Annotated in this window: 29 protein-coding genes; 19 read left to right on the plus strand and 10 right to left on the minus strand. The window is 65.8% G+C overall.

Translation table 11 applies throughout. From position 1 onward, the window contains the following. Positions 1–9: 9 nt before the first annotated feature. The 6 genes from KEC57_RS01565 to KEC57_RS01590 all read left to right on the plus strand — a co-directional run bounded on the left by KEC57_RS01565 (position 10) and on the right by KEC57_RS01590 (position 5,756). The gene (locus KEC57_RS01565) at positions 10–990 is read left to right on the plus strand and encodes a phosphodiester glycosidase family protein (RefSeq protein WP_229382758.1); all 981 of its coding nucleotides are present in this window, start codon (positions 10–12) and stop codon (positions 988–990) included. 4 nt (positions 991–994) lie between these two features. Then, a complete protein-coding gene (locus tag KEC57_RS01570) occupies positions 995–2,155 on the plus strand; it encodes a bifunctional glycosyltransferase family 2/GtrA family protein (protein ID WP_229382759.1) in 1,161 nt (386 codons plus the stop codon). Beyond that, positions 2,152–2,784: a DUF4956 domain-containing protein gene (locus KEC57_RS01575; protein WP_229382760.1), complete on the plus strand. Its 633-nt coding sequence runs from the start codon at positions 2,152–2,154 to the stop codon at positions 2,782–2,784. Before KEC57_RS01570 ends, KEC57_RS01575 begins: the two co-directional genes overlap by 4 nt. Beyond that, the gene (locus tag KEC57_RS01580) at positions 2,781–3,644 is read left to right on the plus strand and encodes a polyphosphate polymerase domain-containing protein (RefSeq protein ID WP_229382761.1); all 864 of its coding nucleotides are present in this window, start codon (positions 2,781–2,783) and stop codon (positions 3,642–3,644) included. The genes KEC57_RS01575 and KEC57_RS01580 overlap by 4 nt, the downstream gene beginning before the upstream one ends. After that, positions 3,626–5,362, plus strand: coding sequence for a carbohydrate-binding domain-containing protein (locus KEC57_RS01585; RefSeq protein WP_229382762.1), 1,737 nt, complete (start codon positions 3,626–3,628; stop codon positions 5,360–5,362). The genes KEC57_RS01580 and KEC57_RS01585 overlap by 19 nt, the downstream gene beginning before the upstream one ends. 112 nt (positions 5,363–5,474) lie before the next feature. Next, positions 5,475–5,756, plus strand: coding sequence for a Fe-S cluster assembly protein HesB (locus KEC57_RS01590; RefSeq protein ID WP_229382763.1), 282 nt, complete (start codon positions 5,475–5,477; stop codon positions 5,754–5,756). Between the two features lie 148 nt (positions 5,757–5,904). Here KEC57_RS01590 and KEC57_RS01595 read toward each other — a convergent pair whose 3' ends face one another. Beyond that, the gene (locus KEC57_RS01595) at positions 5,905–6,117 is read right to left on the minus strand and encodes a hypothetical protein (protein WP_229382764.1); all 213 of its coding nucleotides are present in this window, start codon (positions 6,115–6,117) and stop codon (positions 5,905–5,907) included. 530 nt (positions 6,118–6,647) lie between these two features. Here KEC57_RS01595 and KEC57_RS18830 point away from each other — a divergent pair. Both KEC57_RS18830 and KEC57_RS01605 read left to right on the plus strand, forming a co-directional pair. Further along, a complete protein-coding gene (locus KEC57_RS18830; RefSeq protein WP_267492027.1) occupies positions 6,648–6,887 on the plus strand; it encodes a VOC family protein in 240 nt (79 codons plus the stop codon). 123 nt (positions 6,888–7,010) lie between these two features. Continuing rightward, on the plus strand, positions 7,011–7,448 hold the full coding sequence (locus KEC57_RS01605; RefSeq protein WP_229382765.1) for a VOC family protein: 438 nt from the start codon (positions 7,011–7,013) through the stop codon (positions 7,446–7,448). Positions 7,449–7,472: 24 nt separating this feature from the next. Here the strand turns inward: KEC57_RS01605 and KEC57_RS01610 are convergent, their stop codons facing one another. After that, positions 7,473–7,901 (minus strand): GNAT family N-acetyltransferase, encoded by a 429-nt coding sequence (locus KEC57_RS01610; protein ID WP_372456931.1) that lies wholly within the window; start codon positions 7,899–7,901, stop codon positions 7,473–7,475. A gap of 37 nt (positions 7,902–7,938) precedes the next feature. Continuing rightward, positions 7,939–8,238, minus strand: coding sequence for a helix-turn-helix domain-containing protein (locus KEC57_RS01615; RefSeq protein WP_229382767.1), 300 nt, complete (start codon positions 8,236–8,238; stop codon positions 7,939–7,941). 67 nt (positions 8,239–8,305) lie between these two features. Here KEC57_RS01615 and map point away from each other — a divergent pair, with 67 nt between their 5' ends. Next, positions 8,306–9,076 (plus strand): type I methionyl aminopeptidase, encoded by a 771-nt coding sequence (map, locus tag KEC57_RS01620; protein WP_229382768.1) that lies wholly within the window; start codon positions 8,306–8,308, stop codon positions 9,074–9,076. Positions 9,077–9,136: 60 nt separating this feature from the next. Here map and KEC57_RS01625 read toward each other — a convergent pair whose 3' ends face one another. From KEC57_RS01625 to KEC57_RS01635, 3 genes are read right to left on the minus strand one after another with little or no spacing between them, the layout of a single operon-like run. After that, positions 9,137–9,403 (minus strand): Txe/YoeB family addiction module toxin, encoded by a 267-nt coding sequence (locus tag KEC57_RS01625; protein WP_229382769.1) that lies wholly within the window; start codon positions 9,401–9,403, stop codon positions 9,137–9,139. Continuing rightward, positions 9,400–9,582 (minus strand): type II toxin-antitoxin system Phd/YefM family antitoxin, encoded by a 183-nt coding sequence (locus KEC57_RS19150; RefSeq protein WP_372456932.1) that lies wholly within the window; start codon positions 9,580–9,582, stop codon positions 9,400–9,402. The genes KEC57_RS01625 and KEC57_RS19150 overlap by 4 nt, the downstream gene beginning before the upstream one ends. Positions 9,583–9,630: 48 nt before the next feature. Next, entirely contained in the window at positions 9,631–10,197 is a 567-nt protein-coding gene (locus KEC57_RS01635; RefSeq protein WP_229382770.1) for a hypothetical protein, read from the minus strand. A gap of 679 nt (positions 10,198–10,876) precedes the next feature. On the opposite strand from KEC57_RS01635, the gene KEC57_RS01640 reads away from it, so the two are divergent. The 4 genes from KEC57_RS01640 (at position 10,877) to KEC57_RS01655 (ending at position 13,011) form a co-directional block, all read left to right on the plus strand. Next, positions 10,877–11,143: a type II toxin-antitoxin system Phd/YefM family antitoxin gene (locus KEC57_RS01640; protein WP_229382771.1), complete on the plus strand. Its 267-nt coding sequence runs from the start codon at positions 10,877–10,879 to the stop codon at positions 11,141–11,143. A 2-nt stretch (positions 11,144–11,145) separates the two neighbouring features. Continuing rightward, a complete protein-coding gene (locus KEC57_RS01645; RefSeq protein ID WP_229382772.1) occupies positions 11,146–11,526 on the plus strand; it encodes a type II toxin-antitoxin system VapC family toxin in 381 nt (126 codons plus the stop codon). Between the two features lie 178 nt (positions 11,527–11,704). Next, on the plus strand, positions 11,705–12,313 hold the full coding sequence (locus tag KEC57_RS01650; protein WP_229382773.1) for a hypothetical protein: 609 nt from the start codon (positions 11,705–11,707) through the stop codon (positions 12,311–12,313). Continuing rightward, a complete protein-coding gene (locus KEC57_RS01655) occupies positions 12,310–13,011 on the plus strand; it encodes a nucleotidyl transferase AbiEii/AbiGii toxin family protein (RefSeq protein WP_229382774.1) in 702 nt (233 codons plus the stop codon). The genes KEC57_RS01650 and KEC57_RS01655 overlap by 4 nt, the downstream gene beginning before the upstream one ends. A gap of 82 nt (positions 13,012–13,093) precedes the next feature. Here the strand turns inward: KEC57_RS01655 and KEC57_RS01660 are convergent, their stop codons facing one another. Then, positions 13,094–13,738, minus strand: coding sequence for a hypothetical protein (locus tag KEC57_RS01660; protein WP_229382775.1), 645 nt, complete (start codon positions 13,736–13,738; stop codon positions 13,094–13,096). A gap of 119 nt (positions 13,739–13,857) precedes the next feature. On the opposite strand from KEC57_RS01660, the gene KEC57_RS01665 reads away from it, so the two are divergent. The 4 genes from KEC57_RS01665 (at position 13,858) to KEC57_RS01680 (ending at position 15,511) form a co-directional block, all read left to right on the plus strand. After that, positions 13,858–14,037: a helix-turn-helix domain-containing protein gene (locus KEC57_RS01665; protein ID WP_229382776.1), complete on the plus strand. Its 180-nt coding sequence runs from the start codon at positions 13,858–13,860 to the stop codon at positions 14,035–14,037. Positions 14,038–14,123: 86 nt separating this feature from the next. Next, positions 14,124–14,642 (plus strand): hypothetical protein, encoded by a 519-nt coding sequence (locus KEC57_RS01670; RefSeq protein WP_229382777.1) that lies wholly within the window; start codon positions 14,124–14,126, stop codon positions 14,640–14,642. Beyond that, positions 14,629–15,117: a helix-turn-helix domain-containing protein gene (locus KEC57_RS01675; RefSeq protein ID WP_229382778.1), complete on the plus strand. Its 489-nt coding sequence runs from the start codon at positions 14,629–14,631 to the stop codon at positions 15,115–15,117. The genes KEC57_RS01670 and KEC57_RS01675 overlap by 14 nt, the downstream gene beginning before the upstream one ends. An 85-nt stretch (positions 15,118–15,202) precedes the next feature. Continuing rightward, a complete protein-coding gene (locus tag KEC57_RS01680; RefSeq protein WP_229382779.1) occupies positions 15,203–15,511 on the plus strand; it encodes a hypothetical protein in 309 nt (102 codons plus the stop codon). 255 nt (positions 15,512–15,766) lie between these two features. Here KEC57_RS01680 and KEC57_RS01685 read toward each other — a convergent pair whose 3' ends face one another. Together KEC57_RS01685 and KEC57_RS01690 are read right to left on the minus strand one after the other, a co-directional pair. Then, complete coding sequence (locus KEC57_RS01685) at positions 15,767–16,309, minus strand: hypothetical protein (RefSeq protein WP_229382780.1); 543 nt, start codon at positions 16,307–16,309, stop codon at positions 15,767–15,769. Positions 16,310–16,516: 207 nt separating this feature from the next. After that, complete coding sequence (locus tag KEC57_RS01690) at positions 16,517–17,749, minus strand: hypothetical protein (protein ID WP_229382781.1); 1,233 nt, start codon at positions 17,747–17,749, stop codon at positions 16,517–16,519. Positions 17,750–18,041: 292 nt separating this feature from the next. Between KEC57_RS01690 and KEC57_RS01695 the strand changes: the two genes are divergently transcribed. Next, the gene (locus tag KEC57_RS01695; protein WP_229382782.1) at positions 18,042–18,488 is read left to right on the plus strand and encodes a hypothetical protein; all 447 of its coding nucleotides are present in this window, start codon (positions 18,042–18,044) and stop codon (positions 18,486–18,488) included. A gap of 334 nt (positions 18,489–18,822) precedes the next feature. Beyond that, positions 18,823–20,016, plus strand: coding sequence for a hypothetical protein (locus tag KEC57_RS01700; protein WP_229382783.1), 1,194 nt, complete (start codon positions 18,823–18,825; stop codon positions 20,014–20,016). Between the two features lie 213 nt (positions 20,017–20,229). Here the strand turns inward: KEC57_RS01700 and KEC57_RS01705 are convergent, their stop codons facing one another. Continuing rightward, positions 20,230–22,974, minus strand: a complete 2,745-nt coding sequence (locus KEC57_RS01705; protein ID WP_229382784.1) for an AAA family ATPase — start codon at positions 22,972–22,974, stop codon at positions 20,230–20,232. Positions 22,975–23,074 lie beyond the last annotated feature (100 nt).

Raw genomic sequence — 23,074 nt, forward strand, 5'->3', positions numbered from 1 at the left:
CCATGAGGAATGACCAGGAAGAGACGAACCCGCAACATCGTCATCGCCTCCGGCCTCGTCGTCGCCCTCTCGGGCGGGGGCGCAGCCGCGTGGGCCGCCGACCGATTCCTCATCGAGCACGTCGAGATCGCCGATGTGTCGGCCTATGAGGCCGAGAACTCCACCGCCGACTCCGCAGACACCACGGAATCGACCGACAGCGCCGAAAGCACCGCCGAGTCGGTCATGACCGACACGTCCTACTCCGACGGCTCGACGTCGGTCACGATCACGACCGTCACCGAGGGCACCGGCGACGACACCGTCACGTACTACGTCGCCGACGTCGTGCTGTCGGATGCGACGGCGCTGCGCAGCGCCTTCGCAAAGGACCAGTTCGGCGAGAACATCACCGAGCTCACCAGCGCCATCGCCGCCGACAACGACGCGGTCTTCGCCATCAACGGCGACTACTACGGTTTCCGCGACACCGGCATCGTGATCCGCAACGGCGTCGTCTACCGCGACGACGGCGCGCGCGACGGACTGGTGTTCTACACCGACGGCACGGTAGCGGTCTACGACGAGACGACCACGACCGCCGAGGAGCTCCTCGCAGACGGTGCATGGAACACGCTCAGCTTCGGTCCCGCGATCGTCGAGTCCGGTGCCGTCGTGGAGGGCATCGAGGACGTCGAGATCGACACGAACATCGGCAATCACTCGATCCAGGGCGATGAGCCGCGCACCGCGGTCGGCGTGATCGATGAGAACCACTTGGTGTTCGTCGTCGTGGATGGCCGGCAGGAGGGCTACAGCGCGGGCGTCACCCTGACGGAGCTCGCCGACATCATGGTCGATCTCGGGGCGACGACGGCGTACAACCTCGACGGCGGCGGCTCCTCGACGATGTACTTCAACGGCGAGGTCGTGAATCAGCCTTCGAACGGCGGCGAGCGCGCGACCAGCGACATCCTGTACGTCGCCTCCCGCCTCGAGACGGCGCAGTGATCCCATGATCGTCCTGATTCCCGCGTACGAGCCCGCCGCGAGCCTCGAGACGGTCGTCGACGGCATCTTCGCGGCCGACCCGGATGTCGAGGTGATCGTCGTCGACGACGGCGGCGGCCCGGCGTACGCTGCGACCTTCGCCCGGATCGCGGCGCACGGCGCGACCGTGCTTCGCCACGAACGCAACCGGGGCAAGGGCGCGGCGCTGAAGACCGGCCTCGATCATGTCCTGGCGGTCCACCCCGGCGATGACGTGGTGACCGCCGACGCGGATGGGCAGCACACCGTGGGCGACATCCTCCGGGTCGCCGAGGGTCTCCGCGAGGATGCCGCGGCCGGCACCTCGACACTGATCCTCGGGTGCCGCGCCTTCAGCGGGAAGGTGCCGGTGCGAAGCCGCGCCGGCAACGCGATGGCTCGCGCGGTGTTCCGGCTGGCGGCGGGCTGGCGCCTGTCCGACACGCAGACGGGGCTGCGCGGCATCCCCGCCGAGCACATCGAGTTCATGCTCGATCAGCAGGGTGATCGCTTCGAATACGAACAGAACGTGCTGCTGCGCTGCCGGAGCGCCGGCGTCCAGACGCGCGAGATCCCGATCGAGACGGTCTATCTCGAGGGCAACGCGTCGAGCCACTTCCGTCCCCTCGCCGACTCGGCGCGCATCGCCCTGCCGCTTCTGCTGTTCGCGGGGTCCTCCCTCATCGCGTTCCTGGTCGACACCATCGCGCTGCTGCTGCTCACGGCGGCGACGGGTGCGCTCGTCCCCTCGATCGTGGCGGCACGGCTGCTGAGCGCGTCGGTCAACTTCGCCGTGAACCGCCGGGTGGTCTTCCGCGGTGCGACGCGCGCATCGACCGGCGGGGGCGGGATGCCGGGACAAGCGCTGCGCTATGCGGTCCTGGCGGTCGCGCTCCTGGCGTCGAACGTCGTGTGGCTCGAGGCGCTCACGGGATTCGGCGTGCCGCTGCTCGTGGCGAAGATCGCCACCGAGGCCGTCCTGTTCGTGACGAGTTACGGCGTGCAGCGCAGTTTCGTCTTCCGCACCCCGGCCACCGCCGCACCGCTCGCCGAACTCGGATCGGGCGCAGGCGCCCGTCATAGAAACCCCATAGCGCCGACGGCTCGAATGGATTCAGACAAATACACCTTCGGGAGGAACACATGACCACCAGCGCTCTGATCCTGATGGGGATCGACCTGGCCGCCGCCCTCGTCCTCAGCTTCGGCATCTATTACCGGCGCCACCACCGCCGGGATCTCGTCGTCGCCTTCCTCGGGGTGAACGTCGGCGTGATGGCGGTGGCCATGGTGCTGGGCACCGCCGAGGTCGCGCTCGGCCTCGGGCTGGGGCTCTTCGGCGTACTCTCCATCATCCGCCTGCGCTCTTCCGAGATCTCGCAGCGCGAGGTCGCGTACTACTTCGCGGCACTCGCGATCGGGCTGCTGTCGGGACTCCCCCAGACCGACCCGTGGCCGGTCGCCGCACTCATCGCCCTCATTCTGGGCGTGCTGTGGGCCGCCGACCACCCCGCGCTGCTCTCACGCAGCCGGCACCAGGTGGTGCGCCTGGACCGTGCGATCGCCGACGAGGAGGTGCTGCGGGCCGAGCTCGACGAGCGCCTCGGCGCCACGGTCACCTCGATGACGGTGCAGGAGCTCGATCTCGTCAACGACACGACGCTCGTCGACGTCCGCTATCGGGTGGCCGGATCCCGGGGGCGCGGCGCACGCCGCACGGCCGCCGCGACCGCCGGTGCTCTCGACGGGCGAGCACTGGAAGGAGCAGTGCGATGAGGGCGCTGGACCGCTTCGACGCCGTCACCCTCGACGATCTCGTGTCCGAGGCCTCGCTGCTCACCCGCGTCGATCGGAAGTACGTCGTTCCCCGCGCCGCTCTCGAGCCGGTGCTGGCCGCTCTCGACGAGCGCACCCGCGTGCTCGAGATCGACGGGGCCCGCGACTTCGCCTACGAGTCGGTGTACTTCGACACCCCCGATCTGCTGAGCTTCCGCATGGCCGCCCAGCCCCGCCGCCGGCGCTTCAAGCTGCGCACTCGCAGCTACCTCGACACGGGCTCGGCGTATCTCGAGATCAAGACGCGCGGGGCTCGTGGCACGACCGTGAAGGACCGCGACGAGTACGACCCCGACCGTAGCGGCGAACTCACCGCGGCCGCCCGTGAAGACGTCGCCGACGCCTTCACCGCGATCGGGGTCGCGTCGGAGCGGGCACACGATCTGGATGCGACGCTCATGACCCGCTACCGCCGCGCCACGCTGCTGCTGCCCGATGACGCCGGACGCGCCACCGTCGACACCGGACTCGAATGGGTCGAGCCCGATGGGCACGGCTTCACGCTCCCCGAGCTCACGATCGTCGAGACCAAGTCGGGGTCGAGCGCCTCCGCCGTAGACCGGCTGCTGTGGCGGGCTGGGCACCGCCCCGCGACCGTGAGCAAATACGCCACGGGCCTCGCGGCCCTGCGCCCCGATCTTCCGCGCAACCGCTGGGCCAGGCTGCTCCGCGGCCCGTTCGCGGCCACGGGGGCGCCTTCCGCCGGCTCGACACTGAATCGCCCCGACCCCAGCCGCACGACACCCACCCGCACGACCCGCACCCGAATGGAGGACCCCTCATGCTTCGTCGCCGCCTGATCCTGGCCGCAGCCCCCCTCACCCTCACCGCGCTCGTCCTCGCGGGATGCGCGACGCAGGCCACGGTCTCGTCCTCATCGTCGTCGAGTGCGACCGACTCCACCTCGACCGTCGAGACGACCGCCGCCATCGACTCGGATCTCGATGCCGACGCCGTGCTCGCCGCGAACGCGGACGTCACCGTGGTCGAGGACGACGAGTGGTCCGAGGCGGATGCCGTCGACGTCACCCTCAGCGGGTCGACGGCATCGTCCGACTCGTCCGCCGTGACCGTCGACGGCTCCACGGTGACGATCACCGAAGCGGGCGTCTTCCGCCTCTCGGGCTCGCTCGACGGCCAGGTCGTCGTCGCCGCACCGGAGGACGCGCAGGTCGTGCTCATCCTCGACGACGCCGAGATCTCGGCATCCGACTCCCCCGCCATCACCGTGACCAGCGCAGACGACGTCGCCATCGCACTCGCCGCGGGAACGACCAACACGGTCTCGGATGCCTCGACGTACGCCGACGACGCCACCGCGAACGCCGCGATCTACAGTGACGCCGACCTGACGATCACCGGCTCCGGCTCGCTGGAGGTCTCGGGCAACGGCAACGACGGCATCACCAGCACGGACGACCTCGTCATCCTCTCGGGCGACATCACCGTCGACGCGGTCGACGACGCGCTTCGCGGCAAGGACTCCCTCACCGTCGCCGGGGGCGCGATCGTGCTCGACGCCGGCGGCGACGCGCTCAAGAGCGACCAGGACGAGGACGCCACCCAGGGCTTCATCGTCGTGACGGGCGGCTCGGTCACCGCGACGAGCGGTGACGACGGCTTCGCCGCGGTCACCGATGTCGTGATCACGGGCGGCACGGTCGACGTGACGGCGGGATCGGATGCCTCGGCCGCAGATGCCTCGCCGAAGGGCGTGTCGGCGGGCGTCGTGGTCGCCCTCGACGGTGGAGACATCACCATCGACGCGGCCGACGACGGGGTGCACTCCGACGGCTCGGTCGGCATCGGCGGCGCGACGCTCGTCGTGACGGCCGGCGACGACGGCGTCCACGCCGAGCAGACGCTCGAGATCCGCGACGGCGACGTGACCGTCGCCGACTCCGTCGAGGGACTCGAGGGCGCCGCGATCGCGATCTCGGGCGGCACGGTCGATGTGACCTCGAGCGACGACGGCGTGAACGCTGCGAGCGGCTCGACATCGACCGGGCAGGGCGGCGGGGGCGGCGGCGAGTCCGACACCGGCGAGACCCTCGTGATCTCGGGCGGCACCGTGCGGATCGCGGCGGTCGGCGACGGACTCGACTCGAACGGCTCGATCTCCCTCACCGGCGGCACGACCGTGGTGTCGGGGCCGAGCTCGTCCGGCGGTCAGGGCGCGGTCGACTCCAACGGCGCCATCACGATCGACGGCGGTGAGCTGCTCGTGGCCGGGAGCGTGCTGGTGGCACCCGCCGGCGGGCAGCAATGGGTCGCCGCGACCGTGAGCGGCTCTGCGGGCGACACGATCGAGGTGACGGATGCCGCGGGCACCGTGATCGCCACGTTCGAGGCCGACCAGTCCTTCGCCGCGGTCTTCTACAGCGGCCCGGCGGTCACCGACGGCGGCAGCTACACGGTCACGGTGAACGGGGCCTCGGCCGCGACGGTCACCGAGGGCACGAACGTGTCGTCCGGCATGGGCGGCGGCGCGGGAGGAGGCGGCGGCCGGCGCCCCTGAGTGCGACCTCGGCGAACGTGGGAATCCCCTCCGAATGGTCGTCGAGCCTTGCATCCCGCCGAGGATCTCGGAATCGTGGCCGGTCCGGAACCGCAAACGGAAAGGAAACAGCATGCTCACGCTGACCCATACCGCCGCCGAGGCCGTCAAGGACATCGTCGCCCGCGTCCCGCAGGCCGAGGACGGAGGTGTACGCATCCGCGATACGGGAACGCCCTCCGGCTTCGAGCTGAGCGTCGCGCCCGACCCGGAGCCCCGCGACACGATCGTCGTCACCGACGGAGCACGCGTGTTCCTCGATGAGACCACGGCCGTCGTTCTGGAGGACCGTGTTCTGGATGCCGAGCTCGCGCAGGACGGCTCGGTGCGGTTCGCCCTCAGCAGTCACGGCTGATCCTCGCGACGACGGCGACCCCGGTGCGATGCACCGGGGTCGCCGTCGTTTCGTCTGGGGTCGGACCGCGCCGACAGATATGCGAGCCCCTCGGTCCGTCATCAGCGACGAAGGGTCCTAGCTGCCCGTCGCCCGCGCGACTGGGCCCTCAGTCGCCCGATTCGACCCAGTTCACCGGAAGGAAGGGGCTGTAGACGTAGACGATCTTGTTGCCCTTGTGGTCGATCTCGATCGTTCCCTTGCCGGCGTTCATGGCACCGATGATCTGAGATCGGACGCCTTCCCACACGACGGGATCGCTGAAGCGGAACTTCGCGTTGTACGGTGCGAGGCCGATGTAGAGGGTGACGTCCGTAGCCATGTGACGCACTCTACCGAGGGGTCTGCGATCCTTCCCGAGGAGCGCTACCTCGACGCGAAGTTTCCGGCCGAATACCGCGACTATCGTGCGCGGGTTCGCCGGTGGCTCTGACCGGCACCGAACCCGTCATCTAGGCACGATGAGGGCGTTTCCGCCGTCGATCGCTATCGTGGGCGTGTGATTACCGGATCGGCTCTCTGCCATGCACGGGTTGGCAAACCGGTAGTTCTCTGAGGTTCGGTCGGTCGCCGCGACCGTCGCGCCCGTTCTCCTCGCTCGAGCACATGTCTCGCCGCTCGCGAGCACCGCCCCCTCTGGCGCGCCGTTCGCATGCCTACGCATTTGCGGCGCATCCCGCGCACGCCAGCCAAGACAGAGACAGGAGAACTCCCATTCCCGCAACCTTCAACCACACCATCATCGCCTCGAAGAACCGCGACGAGTCCGCCGCGTTCTATCGGAATCTGATCGAGGCATCCGAGGCCCCGTCCTGGGGCCCCTTCCGCAACATCCTCCTCGAGGGTGGCGTGATGCTGCAGTTCGCGGAGCCGCCCGTCGAGATCCAGATGCAGCACTACGCATTCCTGGTCGACGATGAGCTCTTCGACCGCGCCTACGCACGTCTCGTCGAGTGGGATGTGACCCACTGGGCCGACCCGCAGATGACCCGCCCCGGCGAGACGAACACCGAGCACGGTGGACGAGGAGTGTATTTCAAGGACCCGGCCGGTCACGCGATCGAGCTCATCACCCAGCCGTACCTCTCATAGCGGGGTTCGGAGAGGACCGCGGAACGCTCGCCGGGCCGGCGCCCGGTGAGCGTTCCGTCTTCGGATGCGCCGAGCGCTCCCTCCCCTGTCTGCCTGTCGGCTCGCCTCGGTAGCATGCACGTCATGGCCATCAAACTGGAGAATGTCGGCATCGCCGTCCGCGACCTCGAGGCAACGATCGCCTTCTTCACCGACCTCGGTCTCACTGTCGTCGGCCGTGACACCGTCAGCGGCGAGTGGACCGACACCGCCGTCGGCCTCGACGGCAATCACGCCAACATCGCGATGCTGCAGACCCCCGACGGGCATGGCGTGCTCGAGCTCTTCGAGTACATCCACCCCGAAGCGATCGAGACCGAACCCACCCTCCCCAACGAGATCGGCATGCACCGCGTCGCATTCTCGGTCGACGACATCGACGAAGCCCTCGCGATCGCCGCGAGACACGGTTGCCATCCGCTTCGCGGCGTCGCCACCTATGAAGACGTCTACAAGCTCACCTATGTGCGCGGCCCGAGCGGCATCCTCGTGATGTTCGCCGAGGCGTTGAGGAAGGACTGAGGGCCCTCCGGCTCCGAGGCCGGATCAGCGGAAGAGCACGAAGGATCTCAGCGGCTCGGGCGCGAAGTCATGCGCCTCGACAAGTCCCCGCGACTCGTAGAAGGCACGTTGCGTCTGCTCGGCATCCGTCAATAGGACCAGCTGCCTGATGTCCTGCGTCTGCGCGATCACCTCGTCGAGCAGCGCTCCCCCGACGCCGTGACGCTGATGTTCGGGCGACACGAGAATGTCCTGGATGTACGCGACGGTGAGCCCATCCGAGACCGTCCGCACCAGTCCGATCAGCTCGCCCGCTTCGCTTCGCGCAGTGACCACGCGGTACGAGGCGCTCACGGCGTCGACGAGTCGTTGCGGATCATCCGTATAGGCGGTCCACCCCGCCGACCGATACAACTCGACGAGTTCGGCGGCGGCAGGAATCTCGGCTGCGATCACGAACGTCACTCGACCCATCCTGGCACCGGATCGATCGTCGAGCGGATGCCGCAGCCTACGACGCCAGTCGCTCGCGGACGCCGGGGTGAGAGCCTGCATCGTCGGCGCGTTCGGGCGGGCTGACCTCGGTCCACACGGCGTCGAGCGAGAGGCCGAGGACGCCCGCGATCGCAGCGATCGTCGAGAAGGCGGGAGTCGCCACTCGGCCCGTCTCGATCTTGCGCAGCGTTTCGGGAGAGACGTGTGCGTCGAGCGCGACGTCGAGCATCGAGCGCTCTCCGCGGGCTCGGCGCAACAGTGCGCCGAGGCGTCGACCGCGTTCGAGCTCTTCCGGAGTGTGAGGCAGTCTGACCATGCCCCGATTGTAGTACCGGCATAATATGGCCGGTATAGTTATTGTTTTCGTCGAACGGAGACAGCTCATGATCGAGATATTGAACCCCGCCGAAGTCGCACGCGCCAGGGTCTCAGGGTCCGTGGTCGCTAACATCCTGCAGGCTCTCAAGCGCCGCACGACCGTCGGCACGAATCTGCTCGACATCGACCGCTGGGCGCAGGCGATGATCGTCGAGGCCGGTGCGCAGTCGTGTTACGTCGACTACGCCCCCTCGTTCGGAAACGGACCGTTCGGCCACTACATCTGCACGGCCGTGAACGATGCCGTCCTGCACGGCATGCCGCACGACCACGCGCTCGCCGACGGGGATCTGCTGACGCTCGATCTCGCCGTCATCACCGGCGGTGTCGCCGCAGATGCCGCGATCAGCTTCATCGTGGGCGACTCGAAGCCGGCCGAGAGCGTCGCGATGATCGATGCCACCGAGCGCGCCCTTGCCGCAGGAATCGCGGCCGCAAGGCCCGGGGCGCGCATCGGTGACATCTCGCACGCCATCGGCACGGTGCTCGCAAAGGCCGGATACTCGATCAACACCGAGTTCGGCGGCCACGGCATCGGGTCATCCATGCACCAGGATCCGCACGTGTCGAACACAGGACGACCCGGTCGCGGCTACAAACTGCGCCCCGGACTGCAGCTCGCGCTCGAACCGTGGGTCATGGCAGACACCGCGACCCTGATCACCGATCCCGACGGCTGGACCCTCCGCAGCGAAACAGGATGCCGCACCGCCCACAGCGAGCACACGATCGTGATCACTGAGGGCGATGCTGAGGTTCTTACGTTGGCCGACTAGGACAGGTGTGCAGGTATGCGGATTCTGGCGGCGGCCGATCGGCATCCGGAGGGCGCGAATCTAGTAGTGGTAGCGAGCCTGCAGAACGGTGACGTAGTGCTCGTCGGCTATGTAGACAAGACGGTTGGCTTCATCGATCCGCCGTGACCACACTCCGGCGAGGGCGTGCCTGAGGGGTTCAGGTTTGCCGATCCCCTCGAAAGGGTCATCTCGCAGGCAGTCGGCGATGAGCGTGTCGATCCGCTTGAGGGTCTTGCGATCCTCACTCTGCCAGTACAGGCAGTCTTCCCAGCCCTCGACCGTCCATGCGAGCTTCCGCTCGCTCAAGGGTCCTGTAGATCCCGCTCGGTGATCTCACCGGATCGCGCTTGCTCCATGGCACTCAGCAGCCGTCTCGCGTTCTCCGGGGAACGCAGGAGGTAGCTCGTCTCCACGAGAGAGTCGAACTCGTCCTTCGACATCAGAACAGCAGAACCTCGATGGGCAAGGGCGAGCAGTTGAAGCAACAGCGGCCCAGCACCGGATGGGCGGCCATACGCCCGAGCCGCCGTCGCCTAGCGAAGCCAACCGGTCCGGGCGACTCTCGCACGTTCCGCCCGGCTCAGCCTCCGTGCGGGGAGGGACGCGATGGCCAGGCGCGCGGCAAGAAGTTCGTCAGCGGCGCCTCGAAGCGCCTCTTGATGCACCTCTCGTTCGTTCTGCAAGGCCATCAGTGCATCGCGATTCGACGCGGCGAGCAACTGCATCGCCGACTCCAGTTTCGCGATTCGTTCGACTGCGGTCGGCCCGCCAGTCGCCCCGACAGCATCGCCGATGTCGTTCACGCTCTTCACTGCGGAACGTTGCCAGAACCTTGCCCGTCGCTCAGTCGCCGCGGCGTCGTTGTTCACGATGAAGCTCAGAGCAATCGGGATGAGAAGCAACCCGAGCGCGAGGGCTACTGACCCGATTCCCGACATGCCGTCAGCCGGGTTGAGTGAGAGCGCCATCCCCGCGACCGTGAGGTAGATACCGAGTCCATAGGAGACGAGGATGACAGCCCACACACCGACGGAACGCCATCTGTCACTCGCAGTCCTCGGCTCGACGCCGTAGCCGCCGTCATGTTTGTGGAGGGTCATGGATTCGCCCGTCGTCAAGAATCTGTTCCGATAACTACCCGCTCACCGTAGCGGGGACACTCACTCGCCTTGCGCCGCAGCGAGAGCCATACCGCGCCGCGGTTGCCTCGCGTGCGAAGCATCAATCGGGTCCGCCGACGATTCAATCCCGACGAGAACACGTGCCCGTGGGGTGGGAGATCGACGCCTGCACTCGTTCGCACACAAATACCTGATCAAGCAACATAAAACGGGAGGTGGCCCCTAGAGGGACTCGAACACGTTTTGAGCATTTTGCATTGCAGCATCAAACGACAGATTCCGCGTAATTACGCGGGTTTTCGAGGTTCTGCCGTCACCCAACGACGTCCGAAAACAGCCATCGACAAAAAGGATGCGGGCAAAAAGCGGGCAAAAACGGCCCGTTCTGCCGTGCTATCAGCGGCCTCCGGAGATGGACGTCATTCAGCAACATGTGAGAGCAAATTCCAACCTGGCCATTTTGAGCATATTGCTCAATAGGCTAGGCCGAAAGTTCCGCGTATGGAGCAGTGTGCTAAGCACAGCTGAGCCTTCATTCTTGGGGGTCGGACGGCCGGGGGGACGGGCAGGAGGCTCCTGAACCTCAGCAAGACCGCCGTCATCGAGAGGGCGGTCTTGGGCTGTGCCGCGTGTGCTACAGCGCGCTACATTGACTCCCATGGAGACCGTGACACATCGCGAGATGCGCAACCGCAGTGGCGAGATCCTGCGCAGGGTTGAGGCTGGGGAATCGGTGCTGGTCAGCAACAACGGCCGCCTGGCCGCCCTCATCGTGCCCGTGGGAGGCGATCCGCTCGACGGGCTGATCGCGCGAGGCGAGGCAAGGCCGGCCCGCACCGGTAGTGATGCCCTGGCAGACATCACACGGGCGGTTTCGCCAGTGAGTACCCGGGAGCTGATCGATGACAGTCGAGGCCGCTGGTAACGGTGGCCTACCTGGGCACCTCGGCCGCGATGAAACTGGTGATCGAGGAGACCGAGTCCGAAGCGCTCGTCGCAGCCCTCACTGATTCCTCTCGACGCCTTGCGGCGTCCTGGCTTCTTCACACCGAGTTGCATTGCGCCGCGGGCCGGCATCCGGCGATCATCGCTATCGATGCGATCACGGCAGTGCTCGATGCGGTGAGTCTGGTCGACGTGACGCGCGGGGATCTGCTCGCTGCCGGCACTCACGCTCCGCTGCGTTCGAACGACGCGATACACCTTGCGACCGCATTGAGGATCGGTGCCGACGAGATCGTCACCTACGATGACGAGCTCGCCCGAGCCGCCGCGACGGCCGGCATCCGGGTGGTCGCCCCGGCGTGAGGGCGCGGTGGCCGCCCACGATGGCCCGGTTCGCCTGCCAGGATCCACGCGATCCTTACCCACTTGACGGCAGGAGACCGTGGAACAACGATGAGGAACTTCCGGATTTCCTGGAATCATGGTTTCATATAAACCTGGAACCACTGTTACAGGAAAACCCGAATGGAGGCGGGCTGGCATGAAGGGGAACGAGCTTGTGTGGCGCGTTCTGGCCGATCGAGCCATCGAGGGCAAACGCACCTGGGCCAACGTCGCTGACCTCGCTTTCGAAGCAGGCGTACCGAGCACGACGGCATACCTTGCGCTCGATCGCCTCGAGAGCAACGGGACCGTCGATCGATACAAACGCGGCGGGCTTGCGGTGGTGAGCGTTGACAAAGTGCTGACGATGCTCTGCGCCTGGCGAAACCTCGCACGCGACACCGTCGCCTGGACGACGAGAGACGCAATCAGCCCCTTCCTCGATTCGAGCCGAGGGCCGTACGCCCTCGGCGGTCCCGACGCGGCAAATGCTCATCTGGGTGGCCGCGCCGTCGCAGACTTCCGGGAACACCTCGTTTACCTGCCGCCGACGGTCGACCTGAACGGGCTGCCTCAGTCCGACGAGGTGCGGGTGCTCGCAATGGACAAGCGCGCGATGAAGACTTGGGACGGATACTCGAGCGTGGCGCAGACCTACGCCGATCTCTTCGCGACACCCGGGTGGCAGGCATCCGAGTTCCGGGCCGCACTTCGGGAACGCTTCGTTCCCGCGCGCGAGTGGAATGAGGCAGGTGATCAGCAGTGACCATCCTTAGTGCGGCCGATGACGGCAAGCTTCGAGCCGTGCTGGACTCGCTCGGGTACGACTTGGAGCCATCCATCCTCATCGGCGGATGGGCGACCAACGCCCGCGTAGGCGGCGAGATCAGCCACGACATCGACCTCATCATCACCGATCAGAATCTGAGGCAGAAGCTGCCGCAACGCCTGACGGAGTACAGCGAGAATCAGTTGCACAGCGGAGGCCGAAAGGCGCGCGGCAATGCAGATGGGGTCCACGTCGACGCCTACTTCCCTTACGAATCCAAACTCGGATCCAAGCTGCTCCTCGACGTCGGCGTGCTCACCCGCTTCATCGATCCTGACCTCAAGGTCGAGGGGTGGCTCATGCTCACCCTCGACGCACACATCGCGACGAAGATTGCGGCGCTCATCGACCGCCAAGCAACGGAGAAGGGCAGAAAGGATGCTCGGGAGCTCGTCGCACTCATCGACACGGGCGCGGATGCCGCGCGCGTGGCCGAAGTGCTCCTCGCCTCGACGGGGGGACCGAAGAGCGACGTCCCGGGATACGTGAAGACGATGTTCGAGTTGCTGCCGAAGCTCGCAGCACTCAATCAGCGGGATCGCCGCCGATACGCCGCCCTGGCTCGCGAATGGATCGAAGAGGCCGAATTGCAGCTCCGCGCCAGTTCGAACGCGAAGCGCGAGCCGAGCCTCTAGCGCGCAGTCCGGTCGTGATTCACCTCGAATCGCAGGTACCTGAGCGCCAGCGCGTGGCCGGACGGCGCCCGCACGGCACTCGTCATAGACCGATCGACGGCCCTCCGGGCTGAGACGGCCCGGCGTGCGGCGCCGAAGGGTCGTACCGCCTGCCCGGGTTGTACGGGTCAAAGGCCGGCGCACGCCGAGGCTCCTGGATCCGCACTTCCGGCGCGAGACCCGCATCGCGGGCGCTCTTCATGAGGCGGGTCGCGGTGCTCTGGCTGATCTGGAGAGTATCGGCGACGAGCTTGAGCGGGGGGAAGCTGATCGCCGTCGCAACGCGATAGACGGCGATCGCGGCGTGCAGGGACTCCAAGGGTTCGCGCTCCCGCGCCGCCAGCATGCGGCCGAGAAACTCTTGCACCGGGATGCGGTCAAGGCCGCCCTCACCCTCCGCGCTGACGTCGACCGTGACGACCTCGATCGCCGACCTCGCCATGATCCAATGCGTGCGCACCTCGCGGAGCATCTGGCTGGTGATGTCGACGCCTTCCCCTTCGCGCTCAAGGGCGGCGAACACGACGGCAGTGCGGCCGAGCGCAGCATCCCACTCCACGCGAACGGTGATCGTGCCGGGCACGTCCTGCTCACCCGACACGCGCGCATGCCAGGACTTCGGCAGCGTTACGCGGCTGCCGAGATCGATGCGTTCGTCGCTGATGTCATATGCCTCGACGTCTGCCATAGAGCCCACTATTCCAGGTCGCCGCCGATTCGCGAAGAAGACTGTCGATCTTGGCTCACCGATGTGGTACCTTGCGACGAAGGGAGACTGACACTGCTGGCTCAAGGAAGGGAAGGGTTATGAACCACTCACCGGAGCACCTCGCTCTGACGATGAAGGATGCCGCCAAGCTCGTCGGCGTCGACTACCGCACGATCAAGCTCGGCATCGAGAGCGGGACGATCCCCACGGTCCAACTTGGCCCGCGCCGGATGATCCCGCGCGTCCCGCTGCTGCGCGCCTTCGGCGTCGACGCCTGATAGCGGCGCGAAGGGCGGTGCTGCCGGCTTGGGTTGCGATAGCGTCGCAGAAATGGGTGAGCGGGCGTCGAGGTTGGGGTTTATAATTGACTAAAGTCGAGCGGCCGCTGTTCGCTGACGGCGAGACGCATGAGATGCGTCATGCCATGTGCGCTGACAGCACCTGCCCTTCACTGGTTGCGCTTACCGAGATGCAACGCGGGCAGTGGGAAGAAGATCCGGATCTCGAGGGAGTCCCCGATGATGTGCAGATCAAGCAAGCGGACAAGCTCGTTGTCGGAATGGAGTTTTTCGCGGACTACGGCTATCCCAACAACAGCTACTGCACGATCAACGACTTGGACGAGGGAGTGTGGGAGTTCAAGTTGGGCGCCGTTCGCTTTTCGTTCTACGACACAGACGGGCAGGGAGCGTTCACGCCGAAGCTTCGCGTTCGCGATAGGCGAGACGCCGAGTTCGAAGGTGATTTTTGGTGGCTGCCGGGGTTCGATGAGTTTGTTCGGGTTGGCCACTGTTTCGGTAAGAACAGCCAGCAGACGCCACCCGAGGACATCGAAATGACGAAGCAAGTACGGAGAGAGGATCTCAACCATGACCGAGCTTGATGACGTTCGTCTCGCCGGACCTCGCCTGGCGATTAGGGTCGCGGAGCTTATCCGTCGAGCAGTTGCGCAGTCCGGACTGCAGCAGCGAGAGATCGCTGAACGGATGGGGATCAGCGAGTCGCGCCTCTCCCAGATCGTTAACGGCGACGGCAACTTTCACACCGCGACTGTGGCGCGCCTGTTTGCAGCTGCGGACTGCGCGGTTGACCTGCGTGTCTTCGACCGTGACGCGCACGAGGTAGAAATCCAACGCCGCAGGCACCGGGCGGGGCGGGCGCAGACAGCGGTGTATATCCACCCAGTCGAGACCGAGGACGGCTCTATTCACCCCGTGGTCTCGTACGCGCATAACAGCGTCGAAGGAACTCCTCGAGATCTTCCTATTCGCGTGAAGTCGGCAACCGACGCCAGGAGACTCAACGAGTCATTTGATTCCATCGAGTTCGCCCTCGAGGTTGAGAGCATCCGTGCCTAGGGTCGTAGCAGTCCGACTGAGCGAATGTGTGCTGACCGGGGAAGTTCAGCCGGACTCCGACTTCGAGGCGTCTCCGAAGCAGCGTGTGGGCATCGAAACCGAAGTGCCAGCCGAGCACGGGGATGAGGTGACTGTCCGGTGCACTTACTCCCGCGAGAGTGATGATGATCAGATCGGCTACCGCATCGGCTTCTACGTCGGCCTGGCCGAACTCGACGGCATGCCTTCGGACCAGCAGGTAGCCGCTGAGGCGATTAGAGTGGCTCACCCATACGTGCGACAGCTGCTGATGCAACTCGGACTGTTGATGGATAACTCGACGCTAACGCTCCCGCCAGCTGCGCCAGAATTCCATCCGGCAAACATCTCTGAGGTTGCCGCAGCCGGTAGCTAGACGAACAACAATCAGCGACTTATCTGTTCGCCGGTAGTGCCCTCATAGCGCGAGTCCATCGGCATCTGTGGAGCTGGCTCGTATGCATCGGCGACTCGCTCGCCCACGAATTCGGGACCGTGTGATGTCGCCGACCAGTGGCGGGTCGTCTCACGGGCGGGAGACCGAGCGCGCACGCTCGCGCCGGGTCAGCTACTCGGAGCGTGTCATAGACGAGCAGCCTCGTGTAGCGGGCAGGTCGGGCACGCGCCGCAGTTAGTCGTATTCGCTTGCATCCATCGGCATCGGAATCTCATTCGGATCGGGCTCGTAATCGACCGGGCTGTAATCCATCTGGCCGGTGGTTACCCACCTGCGCACTCGCCCCGTAATCGTCCAGACGAGCGTTGAATGGTCCCTCTCCCTTTCTGAGTCCGTCGGTCCGTCTCCAACGAACGACCGCACGAGACTCCTGTCGAACAACTCATCCTCAACCGTGACGATCCAGCGCGCGACGGCCGTCGCGCCCGCGCCAGCCGTAGCCGCGCTGGTGAACAGACGATTGTCCGCTCCGAACACCGGATCGCGTCGTCGGTGTGCGTCGTCGAGGCGAGGATCCAGATAGTCACCCACCGCAACCGCGAACGCGGCACGCCGATTGCGTTCGCGGTCGTTGCGATCGAGGCGCGCCAGTCGCCACGTCACGTAGATGGCGGCGACGGCAACGGCGAACGAACCGATGGCACCCAGCATCGGAATGCCGGCATCTATCCACCATTCAGCTGTCCACAACTCGGGAGCGGGATCGATGAGGTACACGGGCACAGGCGTCGGATCGGCAAACGGAAGCACTTCGCCACAGTATCGACGAACGGGGGCGCAGCTGGGCTTCGAGTTCCGAAGCAACTCGAGAATTGGGCCTCGCGCATCAGCGAAGTACGTCTTGTAGTTGCCGCTCCGGTCCTTTTGCCTGGTCAAAGGCTCCCAGTTCGGCCAGCGTGGGGGACTGCGCCCTCACTGTTATGGTCAAATATCGTCGAGTGAACGCTCCACGTAGTCGCCGACGAGCGACCACCAGCTGGAGTATCGGTCTGCGCTGGAAAGCCCCAGCACCAGAGAGCCCGGCGGCATGTCCGACTGGTCGGCAGGGATAGACGCGACCTCAATGAACGGGATGTCCACCTGGCTCATGCTGAGTTCCGGCTCGTCCGCCAACCATCCTTGATGGTCATGGCGGGGCGGCCTGAGGACGTCCAGGATCGCCGGGAGAGTCTCGCGCACGAGGTTGTCCAGGTCCTTAGAGTGACCGGGCTTATCGAACAGGATCATCGAGACACCGCTTCGCGCCCGGAGGGGCAGCAGGCCTGGGAAGCGGTCTCTACGGTCCTCGAGAATCCTTCGAAGCCGCCGTTCGAACTCTCGGGTCTCGCCCCGTTCAGGAAGCGTCCCCAGATCAAAGATGTACGGGCAGTAGGCCAGGCGCGAGCGCGCAGCCTTCCACACGCCGAACCGGTCCACAGGTAGTTCGGTGAACAACGAGGAGAACACGAGGTCGACGTGCTGCTGTTGCTGGGCTTGATCGCGATAGTCGATCTGGTTCGCTATCTGACGGAATCGTGCCCCCTCCTCTTGGTCGTTGGGGTCAAACAGCGCCTGATAGTCCAGCAGCTGATCTCGTTCGAAGTCGGCATAGAACCTGGAACGCCGACTTTCGCCGTAGACCGCTTTGTGAGAGTCCCACGCTTCTTCGAGATTGTTCGCCACGCGCAGATCGTGCAGCACGCTGGACCGTGGCTGCGCGGTGATGGAGATGCTCGCGCCGCAAGGATCAACCGCATTCGTCACGGGCGGTGCAATCTCACCCCAGAACGCAAGGGACGCGGGATCGCTGGGCGGGCGCCCGATCCGGGCGAACAGCAGCTTCACCTGCTTGTCGTCTCGATACACAAGGCCGGTGAGTTCGTCCAGCAGCCACTTGCACGCACTGTCGATGCGTGCCCCGTTGCGGGAGGCACTGTTCACAAAGATGTCGAGCGCTATGTCCGCCCGCGGCTTAGGCCAATTTGTCTGCTCGCGCGCGTAGCGGGCGAGCGTGTCCGTCTCGAACGCGAGTCGCAGCGCTTGCCGCGCCTTCTCTTGTGACCCCTTCCGCATCTTCTTCGTTGGGGCCTCGGTGTTCAACGTCACACGCAGCGACGCCATCCGTCTGCGATACAGCCGGATGTGTTCGCCGGCATCGCTCTGCCAGAAGGTAGTCACGAACCGATTGTGAACTACCCCGTCGACACCGCCCACGCCAGAGTCTGTTAGCCGACCTCTACTGGGAGCTCAGTCGTTTGTACCCAGCGGAGGACTGGCGTGCGACGAGACGTTGTCGCAACAGGCAAGGACAGGCGGTCGACGAGCTTCCCGAGCATTACTGGAACGCAGCCCACGGGCCCGACTATCGGCCCGCGCGCAGCACGAAAGCGGCGCCGCGATCGGGCATGCTCCGGTCTTGCCTGCGGCGATGCATCCACGTATTCGGTCTGCGCGACAATATCTTTCAAGCATGCCGCCGTACGTCACCGATTGGATCTCGAGCATCGCCTCTCTCGTTGGCGGGTTGGCCGGCGTCGGCGCGCTCATCGTGTCGTTCCTGAGCTATCGCAAGTCGAACCAGGCCCTTGCCTCCGAAAAGGACACCCTCGACTCGGTGAGCGCCACGCTCGACGCGGTGGAGGCCCTGGGAGCGCTCGACAGCGAAACGCGGGCCGAGCGTCAGGGGGTCGCCGTCGACGGTGCGGGGATCACCGAGAAACCGCATGCTGACACGGCGGGTAAGGAAGGCTTCGAGGCTGCTCTTGAGGATGCGCAGGAGAAGCTCGCTACTGCCAGAAGTCGCATATTCCGCGTCACCTGCCCATACTGCGGGACCAAACTTGGCCCCTTCTCGCGGATCTCGAGCGGTCTTCTCAAGTGTGGAAATTGTGGGCGACCGTTCAACGTCCGGGTCTAGGGGCAGTGAAGCCTGTTCCGCGATGTGCTCAACAAGCCCGCGCCGGCTACCTCGCCATCGGTAGCTCCCGATCGCAGGCTTTCGAGCTGTCGGATCGCGTTTTGACACGTCGCAACCCGACATCCGGCACGGAGACTTCAACGGAACCGACACATGGGTTTGCTACAGCGACGATTGAGTTGGAACGTGCCAGCGAGCGGCGTTCGGCGCCGAGCGATTCTCTCGACATCCTCTGCGGGCTAATCCGGCGGGGTGTTCGAGAGAACCGAGATGAACTCCGTCGGATCTCTTGTATAGAGCGTTAGCGGTCGTGGTGAGTGAATATGATCCGGTCATGGTTCAAGCCGCGGCTATCGATGTCATCAACTACGTCGAGTCATACTGGGACGAGACACTCACCCGCGCACTTGTCAGCCGGATCACGGCTTGGGATGATTCGGAACTCGATCGGTTCTACTCGGGCTGGCCCGCCCAAGCTTCGGAACCGAGTGGACTCTGGGCTGACCTGCCGGAATTGCGGAGGGGTCAAGTCCGCCCTATCGTCGGTGCCGCCACGTCGCCGAGCACCGAGCTCGAGTTGGCGCCGCTCCTTCTCCTGTATGTCGAGAGCGTGCTGGTGGACGCCGGGCCGTTGCTGCCGACCTGGACGCTATCTTCGACACGGCGACACCCTGTCAAAGACCGCTGGGAGATCCTCCACAACCTCGGTTGGCTCGCCGCGATGCGTCCTCTCGTCATAGATGGCTCGGTGCTGTTCACCAATAAGGTTGTCGGACTGCACCCGTCCGCCTTTGTTCCCTTGATGCGAACGATTGACGCAACCAAGAAGGCCGATTGGAAGGGAACGGAGTTCGAGGGGGTGAGCAAATCCGCTCGCCGGGATCAGGCGTACATGTTGGCGAGTGCATTTGCCGCCAACGTTGAATCGGCGCGTCGGCGTCACGGGACGCTCTTGGCACTCGAGGCGGTCGAGGAGCGTCTGTATCGACTCTCGTTCGGCAATCGAGAGTCGGTCAGCGCGCGCGCTTCGCGACTCGCGCAACTTGGCCGGTGGTCCGTTCCAGCGTTCCGAGGCGACGCATCTGACTTGGTGGCCATCCGTAACTCTGACAGATTCGCCGAATGGCGATCAGCGCTCTCGCGCGGGCTCGACGAGATTTCGAAGCTCAGTGACGAAGTAGACGGCGACACAGAGTCTCGCGGCATCTTGGCCGAAGAACTCGCAGCATCGTTTCGCGGGCTCGAGCATGAGACGGCCAGATCACCGGTTCTGCGCTCCTTGAACGTTGGCTGGAAGGGCCTCGCCGTCGGTGGCGTGCTGGGAGCCGCCGAAGGAACGCTGACGGGCAATGCAATGGGGGGGCTTGTGACCGGGGCGGCGGCGCTCGCAGGCGGTGTGATCGACGGTTACCTCCAAGCCGCGCAGAAGCGTGCCGACGCGAAGGCTGTCTGGGATGTTGTGATGTCGTTTCGGGACTGGGGTGGGTTCACTCCTCCAGCAATGAGAGCCAGGTCCCGCCCCGAGTGAGTACGTTCACGCGCCGGCGTAGTGCGGTTTCTCCAGCTCGCTTTCGGAGCGGGGGCAATTCGCGTCTGCAGACCGATGGGCCAGCGCTCGAATGCCGGTCCTCCATCAGAACAGGCGAAGAGATGTCGCCAAGGCGCTGATGCCTCATCCGACCCCCACCGGGATAACCGGCACGAAAGCTTGCCCGCTGAGCGCCCCGCCGATCGAACGCCGCTACATCCCGATCCCACGCCCCGCACTCGGCGCCCCAACAACCGGACCCGTCGCCATCGCCGCCAAGTCCCGCGCCCGCGCCGCGCGCCGCAACTCCGCCTGAGCCGCGCGCACAGCATCCTGCATCGTCAGTTCCGGTGTGCCGCGCTGCATCGACTCGGCGAGAGACTCGCGGGTGGCGGCATCCGTCCGCGCGACCACGATCGCGATGTTGTGCACCCGCCCGCGAGTGAGGCCTACGTACAGTCCCGCCGCGTCCACATCCGGCCCGACCACCGACGCATCGGCTGTGTCGCCCTGCACGCCATGCACCGTCGACGCGTAGGCAAGTTGCAGGTGCTCCCGCGCATACTCGGCAGACACTCGCCGCAACTCGCCGCTGTCGGCAACCGACACAAGATCGACGAAGTCCTCGCGGATGCCGCGCACGATCCACTGCGCACGATTCTCGACACCGGTGAGCCGATCGTTGCGGCGGGTTTGGACGGTGTCGCCGACGAGGATGCGCTGCTCCTCCATCCCCGCCGCGACCACGCCGGGATCCAGCTCGCCGTGATCGACTCGCCGCTGCTGGATCGCGTCGTTGATGGCATCCGCCTCAGCGTTGGTACCGGAAACCAACGTCACCCGCTTGCCACGCCCGTGCCACTCGAAGTAGGCGTCGATCATCCGCTCACGCGCCGCATCGTGATGATCGACCCGCTCGACGTGACCGCGTTCCGCAAGCTCACCGGCAACCGCCAATGCATGCTCGCGATCACTCGCGTCTCGCAGCCGGAGCGTGAGCGCCGCGTACTCGGGATCGCGGAACCGATGCACCGTATCGAGCTCAACCGCGGCATTCGCGTGCCGAATCGCCGAACCCATCGCACCGGAATGTCCGACCGGCAACGCCTGGTGCGGGTCACCGACGAACGCAAGCCCGACCCCCTGCTCGATCGCGAGGTCGACGAGGACGTTCGCAGTCTGCAGATCGACCATGCCCGCTTCATCGACCACGATCCGATCGCGAGAACGCAACACGTACTGCGTCGGCCCGCCATATGTGGCACCCGTGCTGGGATCGACCTCCCCGACACGCAATCGTGTCCACACCTTCGCACCGGCCTCATCGGCACCCCACCGGTAGCCGTGGTCTGCGAGCAGTGCATGAATACTGGATGCCGCAGCCCCGACCTCGCGAGACGCCACCGACGCCGCTTTCCGGGTCGGAGCGACGACGAGCATCCGCCGCCGTTGCGCCCCGAGCGCGGCGAACGCAACGCGCAGCATCGTCGTCTTGCCTGTCCCGGCGGGGCCGGTGACCGTGACGAGCCCGTCGGTCCCGGCGATCGCGCACGCGGCGACGCTTTGCGAAGCATCCAGTGTCGAGAAGTCCTCGTTCGACGCGAAGCGATGCAACTCGTTCGGCAGAAGTGAGCGCCCCGGCTGGGCGAGCACGTCAAGGCGTCCGGCGAGGCGCACCTTGGCCCGCACCGTCTCGGTGGCCATGAAGGCCTTCACGGGCGCGGGCGGAACCTCCGCAACGAGCCGATAGACGGCCTTCGCGGCGCGCGTCGTGATCTCGACGATCACGCCGTCGAGCTGATCGCGCGGCGCAACGATGCCGGTGCGTGAGAGCGCGCGTGTTGCGCCGGCGCGAATGTCGAAGGTGCTGAACCGCCCGCCACATGATGTGGAGCGTTCGTCCGCATCCACGATCGCCGCAGCAGCGAGCAGATCCAGATCGAGGGCGTGCAGGTCCGTCGAAGCGACTGCAATCGGTGCACGCGCGGTGATCAGGCTCGGATCGATCGCCGCGATCTCGTCACGGACGCGCGACTCCCACGACATCTCGTCGAGGTCGGCCGGCTTGTTCGGTCGCGCTACCGCCCACGCGCGCCGGTCAATCTGATGCAGCGCCTCCACGCTCGGCCCCGATCCAGAGTGGCCCGCCGACCACTCCGCGATCAGGCGGGCTCGGTTCGCCTCGATCTGCGCCGACCGACGCGAGAGCGGGCGGACGGCGCCGGCGAGTTCGGCGATCTCGCCCGAGTCGTCGAGTCTGTACCCGTGACGCGCAAGGGCGGCGATCCACGCGGGATCTGCGCGGGCGGCGAGCTCACCTTCCGCGTTAACGACGGTATGCAGCTTCATCGCAACGCGCGAGTCGAGGTTCGACCATTTGCCGTCCGCGCCGAGCACTTTGATGTTCAGCCAGAGGTGGCGGTGGATGTGCGGGTCGAGCGCCCGGGATCGGCGGTGCTGCAGCTCGACGACCTCGATACGCGTGATGTCCTCGCGGACGAGCCCACCATGCCCGCGCCGCGCGTTGAGCTCGGTCTGCCACGTGAGAAGGATGCGTTCACGCAGCCGGTCTTGCAACGCCTCGAACTCGCCCGCGAGCTCGGGATGCAGCAGCGCCGCGATGCTGAACGACTTCGGGTGATTGAGCGTTCCGTCGAGCACCAGGTCGGCATCAGGGCTCAGCCGCTGGTGGCCTCGCTCCTCCCCCGTGACCGGGTCGTGCCCGGTGAGCCAGACACGAAGGCCCCCGGCGGTGAGTTCGTCTTTGCCGATCCTGCCGCTCGCGACGATGAATCGGGTGACGGTGGAATCGGATGCTGCGCCATACGCCTCGAGCGCTTCGGCGCCCGCCGAGTAGGGCATGTGGGCGTCGCACGTGCCCTCGAGAGCGTACGAGATCGCCTGCCGGACCCCGCGGGAATCGGCACCCCTCTTCCATCGCTCCAGACCTCCGCGCATGGCGCCAGAGTAGGCTAGGTTTTGCTGGTTATCCAGGGATTTTTCTGCGATGCAGGTAACTGTAGCAAAGCGGTTTCAAAGGGCGTCGTCCACCGTGGGT

It is taken from the genome of Microbacterium allomyrinae, from assembly GCF_020682705.1.
GTDB classification, from domain to species: domain Bacteria; phylum Actinomycetota; class Actinomycetes; order Actinomycetales; family Microbacteriaceae; genus Microbacterium; species Microbacterium allomyrinae.